This is a genomic window from Pseudomonas syringae pv. cilantro (assembly GCF_001293775.1).
GTDB lineage: Bacteria > Pseudomonadota > Gammaproteobacteria > Pseudomonadales > Pseudomonadaceae > Aquipseudomonas > Aquipseudomonas syringae_P.
In genome coordinates, this window is record NZ_LGLN01000056.1 from 112753 (window position 1) to 118376 (window position 5624).

At 52.2% G+C, this 5624-nt stretch carries 4 protein-coding genes and 1 pseudogene; 4 read left to right on the top strand and 1 reads right to left on the bottom strand.

Translation table 11 applies throughout. The features are described 5' to 3' along the window. The first annotated feature begins 57 nt into the window (after window positions 1–57). The 3 genes and pseudogenes from ABJ99_RS28750 to ABJ99_RS29850 form a co-directional block, all read left to right on the top strand. Window positions 58–414: a type III effector protein AvrRpm1 gene (locus tag ABJ99_RS28750; protein WP_230081033.1), complete on the top strand. Its 357-nt coding sequence runs from the start codon at window positions 58–60 to the stop codon at window positions 412–414. Between the two features lie 669 nt (window positions 415–1083). Next, window positions 1084–1749, top strand: a complete 666-nt coding sequence (locus tag ABJ99_RS29620; protein WP_054069659.1) for a hypothetical protein — start codon at window positions 1084–1086, stop codon at window positions 1747–1749. Between the two features lie 12 nt (window positions 1750–1761). Next, window positions 1762–1907, top strand: a pseudogene (locus ABJ99_RS29850) (transposase); the annotation flags it as partial. A 110-nt stretch (window positions 1908–2017) separates the two neighbouring features. Here the strand turns inward: ABJ99_RS29850 and ABJ99_RS14270 are convergent. After that, window positions 2018–2623 carry a recombinase family protein gene (locus ABJ99_RS14270; protein WP_054069660.1) on the bottom strand — a complete coding sequence of 202 codons (606 nt, stop codon included), beginning with the start codon at window positions 2621–2623 and terminating at the stop codon, window positions 2018–2020. Window positions 2624–2716: 93 nt separating this feature from the next. Here ABJ99_RS14270 and ABJ99_RS14275 point away from each other — a divergent pair, with 93 nt between their 5' ends. Further along, a complete protein-coding gene (locus ABJ99_RS14275; RefSeq protein WP_054069661.1) occupies window positions 2717–5605 on the top strand; it encodes a Tn3 family transposase in 2889 nt (962 codons plus the stop codon). Window positions 5606–5624: the final 19 nt, after the last annotated feature.

The window sequence follows — 5624 nt, forward strand, 5'->3', positions numbered from 1 at the left end:
TGTTCAGGTGCTGTAGACGCCACTCTCCGCGCCGGCTACGAATTGAACCCGGCTGTTGTGAAAAACACGGAGAAGCATAATTATTTTACTAGTTATCCGGTAACTGCAAAAAACTATGCTCGTCGGACAGATCCAGACAATCCCGTTCTTGTGCGGACCATCGGGTTGAGGAACAACTTTTCCCTCGAGCTAGATCCAGACAGTAAAGGCCCGGACGGAGAGATTTCCAAATATAGTTGTAGGACAACCTCATCCATTCCTTCAAAGTTTGTAGTTGGATCAAAACATAGCGCGCCCAAGGATGATGCCAAAGTTTTTAAAGAGGAAATGGGTGAGGCAGGCTATAATGTCTCTCGCGAGCAAGCGGGACGATTACTGCGGGAAGTGCAGTCAGATTCTGACGACGATTTCTGAGGGCCTTACCTACAGCGCGTGCGCAAAATAGTTATGACAGTGCAGTTTCAGCGTTGGAGGACACGTACCCCTGCGAACTCCAACGCCAGTATTTTAGGTGGTCAGCCGTAGGAAATTAAAATGTTTAGGGTGAATACTTTTAACGGCTCTCATTATCCCGCTAAGACGGGAGATGAAGGGCAGGCTCAAAATAACGTTCCCGGTACTTCTCAGCTCGTAATTGGGCCGCCATCGTCAGAAATTCCGGCCCACACAAACTGTTCTTTCATTGGCTCAAGACCAGCTTTTTATGCAAGCCAGACGATGGTCGAGGCTATTCCGCGAACGAATATTCCTCCATCATTACCAAAGCAGTACCAAGGCTTTAATCGCATTTGTCAGTCATTACGTCATATAGCAACTTCTGTAAACTGGGGCATGATAGGCCTTAAGTCGTTGAGGCCTATCGAAGTTCAAGCATCTGTTATTAATGGACAGCTGCATGTCTCTTCAAATTTCCACAGTGAACACATTCAGGAATCATTGCATTTTGCTTTAACAAGAGATACAGAACGCCCAATCCCCTATCCGGGAAATAGAAAATCTAAAGCGCTGGTTGAGGAAAGCAGAAATAGGCGTCATGTCGCAAAACTCAAGGAGAATTTCCTTAACCAAGATAGGTTTGAGGTATTGAAACAAAATACTATTTCCGAGATAGCCAAGGGTTTGGGTTGCCCAGTCGAGAATAACCTCTCACGTCAGGAGCTTTCTGAGCAAGCTATTGCTGCGCTGCATATTTTGCATAAGGTTATTCAAGCTGCCTCACAGGCGAAACCATCATTCGAAAGCTTGATTATTCATCCACCATTCAGAGATGCAAGTCTTGATGATATATTACCTGATGGGATCAATCAAACCATGCATGCAGAGCAGAACATTCAGAAAGCTTTGGCGGGCGATAAAGAATTTCAGTATCAAGAGCTAATAGCAAAGCTTGGACTGCAAGAGGGAAAACATGTAATTGTTCCTATTGCTGGAAAGTATGTGCCCTGCGCAACATGCTCTGAAGTTGAAAGCGAGGCTAAGGGGGTGGATGGATTATTTGATCCTAATAGAGGAAAGTTTATACTGCATAGATCAACTCAGCGCATCGGGATGGCTTTTTGGGATGAGGTGCAACATATTGCCATCGAAGGTCTCGATGCTGATCAAGAAAAAGCGCTTGCCAAAGGTATTGCTATCAGAGATCGTTTTTATGGAAAGCCTGAAAAATTACAGGCTTCGCATCGAGAGATGGTGGAGGATTATTCGTTTGATACGGATAGTGCCTGTTCTGACGACGACTCCACCCTATAATTTCACGCGCCCTTTGGCTCACTGATCGAGCGCCGACACCGGTATCAGGAGTGGCATGACTTTCTCCAGGCCAACATGCTGCGCCGGGTGGTGCAGCACATTCAGAAAAGCATTTTCGGATGATCCGGTATTTTGGATTTCTGGCCAACCGCGTCTGCGTAGTACCTGCTTAAGGTGTAAGCACCGACACCTGCCACCTGGTCGATACGGTTAAACGTGTTTGGGCGCAGAACCAAGGGTTGGCTCAGGCAGTGGGCGAAATGATACCCTAAGCCGTTTCGCGATGCCTGCGCACGATTTCAGTGACAGTGTTTTTGCTGATACCAAGATCTCGTGCAATCCATCTGTAACTGCGACCTGCTTCAATCGCTTCGATGACTTTGGGGTAAAGTTTGTCGGATTTCGGGCGCACGCCTACTTGCCGCCCGAGCTTACGCCCTCGGGCACGAGCAGCGGCGAGGCCTGACTTGACTCGTTCACTGATGAGATCGCGCTCGAACTCCGCGATGCCGGATAGAAACGTCGCCAGCATACGACCATGCGGTGACGACAGGTCGAACGCCATACCATTCATAGCAATGACAGACACCTTCCAGCCTTCCAGTTCTCGTAGCGTGTTGAGAAGATCGATCGTTGATCGGCCCCATCGAGACAATTCCGTCACCAGAATGACTTCGATATGTCTCGACTGGGCCAGCGCCATGATCTTACGTCGCTCAGAACGGTCAAGCTTCGCACCTGATCCAGTTTCCTTAAAAATTGCGGTGACCTCAAAACCTGCACGATGGGCAAACGCTGTGAGGTCACGCTCCTGCCGTTCGCATGATTGGTCAGCCGTCGAAACACGGCAATAAATAGCGGCTCGTTGTCCCAATTGAACCCTCGTCGTTTTATGGTGCGGGAAGCCTTGATTTGCATGGGCTGAGTTTTGTACAAAACAGACTATACTTCAACAGGGACAGTAGTGATGCCGAGACGACACATTCTCACCGAGCGACAGCGCTCGGCACTGTTTGATCTGCCCACCGATGAGTTATCGCTGCTTCGGCATTACACACTGGGCGATGACGATCTTGCACATATTCAAGAACGCCGCAGACCCGAGAACAGGTTGGGGTACGCGTTGCAGCTTTGCGCGTTGCGATATCCAGGGCGCACGCTAGCTCCGAGAGAAGTGATTCCGTATGAGATCTTGTCGTTTATCGGGGCTCAGCTTGGAGTCTCGGCCAATGCACTTCTCACCTATGCCGCCCGACGACAGACTCGCCATGAGCATATGGCGGCGTTGCGCGAGAACTATGGGTACAAAACCTTCGCTGGTCGCGGTGCTCGTGATCTGCGCGACTGGCTTTTCGATCAGGCTGAGGAGGCCCGTTCGAACGAAGATCTTGCTCAGCGTCTCGTCTTGCGTTGCCGTGAAAATCTGATGATTTTGCCAGCGATATCTACTATCGAACGACTATGTGCAGACGCGCTGGTCGCCGCGGAACGACGGATAGATACACGAATTGCGCAAAGGCTCGATAGCGCTGCGCGCGAACGGCTTGATGGTCTGCTGACCGAATTGCTCGATGCCAATATCAGCCGTTTCATCTGGCTTCGCCAGTTCGAGGTCGGTAATAACTCCGCTGCTGCAAACCGGCTGCTCGACAAGCTAGAGTTCTTGCGTAGCCTGAGTCTCGATCCGCAGGTACTTGCTGGTGTCCCACCGCACCGTGTAGCTCGTTTGCGCCGGCAGGGCGAGCGCTACTTTACCGATGGCTTGCAGGACATCAGCTCGGATCGGCGCTGGGCAATCATTGCTGTCTGCTCTGTGGAATGGGAGGCTGCGATCGCTGATACTGTGGTCGAGACTCATGACCGGATCGTGGGGAAAACTTGGCGCGAGGCGAAACGGCTAAATGATGAACGAATAGGCGGTTCCAAGGCAGCGGTCACTGATACTCTGCGCGCCTTCACCGCTCTGGGGGCTTCTTTGCTCGAAGCCCATAATGATGGTATGCCGTTGGAAATGGCGATCTCCAAATCGACGCAATGGGGTCAGCTAGAACAACTGGTCGCTACAGGCGCTCAGCTCAGCAATACGCTTGCTGACGATCCATTAGCTCATGTCGGACAAGGGTATCATCGCTTCCGCCGCTATGCGCCGCGTATGTTGCGATGCCTGAAACTCGAGGCTGCATCAGTGGCTCAGCCTTTGATCGCGGCGGCGAAAGCCATAGGGGAAATGCAAGCGTTACCATCGATCGCGAACAATTTCTTACGCCCAAATTCAAAATGGCACCGGCATCTTCGAGCACAAGACCAAGGTGACAACCGTCTCCGTGAAGTGGCAGTCATGTTCCACCTCCGGGATGCCTTTCGATCCGGTGACATCTGGCTAGATCATTCACGCCGCTATGGCGATCTCAAGCAGGTACTCGTGCCATTGGTCACGGCACAGACAAACACCAGGCTGGCCGTTCCACTTGATCCGCAGCTTTGGCTGACGGATCGAAAAGCACGCCTCGCCGATGGACTGAAGCGACTTGCGCGCGCAGCGCGTGACGGCACCATCCCTCATGGCAGCATCGAGGACGGAACGTTACGGATCGACCGACTGACGGCTGATGTTCCGGATAACGCCGAGGAGCTGATACTCGATCTTTATCGCCGGATGCCACCCATTCGAATCACCGACATCTTGCTTGAGGTTGATGCTGCGCTCGGGTTTACCGAAGCCTTTACCCATTTAAGAACAGGGGTTCCATGCAATGACCAGATCGGCCTACTCAATGTATTACTCGCGGAAGGGCTGAACCTTGGGCTGCGTAAGATGGCGGAGGCCACAAATACGCATGATTACTGGCAACTCTCACGCCTTGCCCGTTGGCATGTCGAGAGCGAAGCAATGGACCGGGCTCTGGCGACCGTGGTTGCTGCGCAGGCAAAGCTGCCGATGTCCAGGTTCTGGGGTATTGGTTCAACCGCATCAAGCGATGGTCAGTTCTTTCCTTCAGCCCGGCAGGGAGAGGCCATGAACATGGTTAACGCCAAATATGGAAACGAACCCGGCCTTAAGGCTTACACGCACGTCAATGACCATTTCGCGTTGTTCGCGTCACAAATGATTCCCGCGACAGTCAGCGAGGCTCCATACATACTTGATGGCCTGATGATGAATGAGGCTGGTCGGCAGGTTGGAGAGCAATATGCCGATACAGCCGGCTTTACAGATCACCTATTTGGGACCAGCGGCATACTCGGATATCAGCTCGTTCTACGTATACGCGATTTGCCCTCCAAGCGCCTTTACGTGTTCAATCCGGCAGAGACGCCGAAGGATTTGCGCAAGCTAGTCGGCGGTAAAATCCGAGAGGAACTGATCGTTGCTAACTGGCCTGACCTATTCCGCTGCGCCGCTACCATGACCGCCGGAAAGATCAAGCCCAGTCAGTTGCTCCGCAAGCTCGCCTCCTACCCGCGCCAGAACGATCTGGCGGTTGCTCTGCGTGAGGTTGGCCGTGTGGAGCGAACACTCTTTATTATTGAGTGGATTCTAGACACGGACATGCAGCGGCGCGCCCAGATCGGCCTTAACAAGGGTGAGGCTCACCATGCTCTCAAGAATGCGTTGCGCATCGGCCGCCAGGGCGAAATACGTGACCGCACAAGCGAAGGGCAGCATTACCGGATTGCTGGGCTCAACCTGCTCACCGCAATCATTATCTACTGGAACACCATCCACATCGGTCACGCGGTCGCTGAACGACAAAGGGAAGGGCTAGATGTGCCACCCGAACTTCTGGCACACATCTCTCCGCTTGGTTGGGCTCACATATTACTGACAGGCGAATACCTCTGGCCCAAGCCGTAAGTTCTTAACGTGTCATTTC